At 56.7% G+C, this 2539-nt stretch carries 1 protein-coding gene; it reads right to left on the bottom strand.

Annotated features, from left to right (window positions below):
* Positions 1-2539 (bottom strand): magnesium-translocating P-type ATPase (gene mgtA / locus ACSHXH_RS19285; RefSeq protein ID WP_435673423.1); only part of this gene is annotated, 2539 nt, incomplete at both ends.

Genomic DNA, 2539 nt, shown 5'->3' with positions numbered 1-2539 from the left:
GAAAAGCCCCGTCGCCTTCGAGCGGAAAGTAGCTTAAACGAGCACTTGGGGCGGCACAGAAGCGTGACAGGTCCAATGACGACCTTCGCGATCTCGGTTGCAAGTCCGTAGCCGAGAATGATTGCTCCAACCGAAAAAATTAACTGAGTGGAAATCGCTTCGAAGCCAAGCACCGCTCCAAAACCCGACAACGGCAGCAACACCGCAATCACCGTGGTCGCAATGCTTAGTCCCAGCAAGAGCAAAGATGGGCAGCTGCGCCATGCCTGCCTTGCAGTCCGGATGGACATCAGGAAGATCAATTCCGTCAGCAGAGAAACGACGAACCAGCCGGTGTGAAACACTTGTGGCCCTGTTTCGAACACGAGGTACAAAAGAGCAAATGTGAAGGCGTCAAAAAGTGAAGATACCAGCCCAAAGACAAGCATAAATCGCAGCATGCGGTGCGCGGACCAACGATGTGGTCGTGCGCAGTCTTCGTCATCAACGCGGTCGCCGGCAAGAGCCAGCATCGGGACGTCCGACAAGAGGTTGTTCAACAGGATCTGCCCTGTCGTCAAAGGAAGAAACGGTAACAGAAGGGACGCCACCGCCATCGAGATCATGTTTCCGAAACTTGCCGCCGTGGTAATCCGGAGGTATTTTTGAGTGTTGGCAAATGCGCGCCTGCCTTCATCGACACATGTCAACACGGTGCCAAGATCAGGTCTCGTCAGGACAAGGTCGGCCGCGTCGCGCGCAACCTCGGTTGCGGTGTCGACCGAAATCCCGATATCGGCGAGCCGCAATGCAGTGGCATCATTTATGCCATCTCCCAGATACCCGACGACCTCTCCTGCATCCCGAAGCGCCTGTACAATTCGTTCCTTGTCAGCGGGCTCCATCTCAGCGAAAACTGCGTTTGCGGCCACAATCCTCATAAGCGCTTCGGCACCTGATTGACGAACCTCCAAACCCGTCACGGGAACCGGGTTTGGAAGGCCAAGCCTGGAAGCAACGCTCTCGGCAACATACCGGTTGTCGCCGGTGATGATTCGAATGGTAACGCCACGGTTCTTCAGTTCTTTGATCAAGGCTGGTGCGTCAGTTCGTACTGGGTCGCTGAAGAGCAGGAACCCTTCAAGATTCAAACTTGCCTCGTCCTCGGGAAAGATATCGGCGGATGCACATCGTTTGGTTGCGACCGCCAGTACACGCAGCCCCTCCGTCCCCCAGGCCGCGATCCTTTCTTCAAGCCGGACCCTTTGCAAGGTGTCAATTTCGCCGTCACGCGTGCTGTTGCAGCAGGCAAGAACCGGCAGCGCAGCACCTTTGGTCAACAAGCGCATGCCGTTGCCATCGGGCACCAGCACAGACACACGGCGGCGAGAAAAATCGTAGGGGATTTCTGCAAGCCTGGGGCCATCGAGCGGCGGGTGCCCTGCCAACTCTGCAGCCGCCAGAATTGCTGCATCAAAGGGGTTTGCCTGTCCGTGCTGCCGTGCCGCGTTCAGGGCCGCAACGTCCAGAACGCTGGAATTTTCGGATCCGTCGGGCTGCACGGCTTGCAAAAGTGCGATGCGCCCTTCTGTCAGCGTTCCCGTCTTGTCGGTGCAAAGCACTGTCATCGACCCCAGATTTTCCACCGCCGAAAGCCGTTTGACGATAACACCTCGGTGGGCGAGACGCCGGGCACCCGTTGCGAAGGTGACGGACAAGATCGCCGGCAGCATCTGTGGGGTCAGACCCACGGCGAGAGCGAGTGAGAACGTCAGGCTCTCGATGAGCGGGCGACCAAGCCCCGTATTCACGGCAAAGACCGATACGACAATGACCAGCATGATCTCGGACAGCATGACGCCGAATTTTCCCAGTCCGCGTGTAAAGGCCGTTTCTGTCTCGCGGCGCTCTATTGACTTGCCAAGTTGACCAAAGATCGTTTCGGCCCCGGTCGAGACGACGACTGCCTCTCCAAAGCCACTGCGGACTGACGTTCCGGCCCAAAGTGCAGACGTGCGTGTTGCAAGTGGTTCAGCCTGTGGGACAGGCTCGGTCGATTTTTCGACCGGAAACGGTTCGCCGGTCAATGCACCTTCAACTACGAACAGATGTTCCGCAGAAATCAGTCGACAATCCGTAGGCACAAGATCACCGGCGGCAAAAGAGAGTATATCACCCGGCACCACATCGTCTGCGGGTATCGTTTTCCGTTTGCCGCCCCGGCGGGCACGGACCATATGTTGGCTCTGCGAAAGCAGATGCCGAAAGTCGCGCCGAGCAGCATATTCTTGAGTTGCTCCCAGTACAGCGCTTAGCAGAAGAATGACCAGAATGATTGCCGCATCAGAATAACTCCTCAAGCTGAGCGACAGGAGTGCGGTCAGGAAAAGAATTGAAACCACAGGATTTTGGAACTGGCTAAGCGCAAGCTCGCCAAAGGCAGTGAGGCGATTACGCCCGCGTTGTCTAATCGCGGACTGTGGGTTGTCTAATCGCGGACTGTGGGTCAAGCACTTCTTCTCTTGAACGTCGCCATAAGGGCGGCGTTTTTTGTTTTCTA

It is taken from the genome of Marivita sp., assembly GCF_051251565.1.
Lineage (GTDB): Bacteria > Pseudomonadota > Alphaproteobacteria > Rhodobacterales > Rhodobacteraceae > Marivita.
This window is presented reverse-complemented; position numbering and strand designations above follow the sequence as displayed.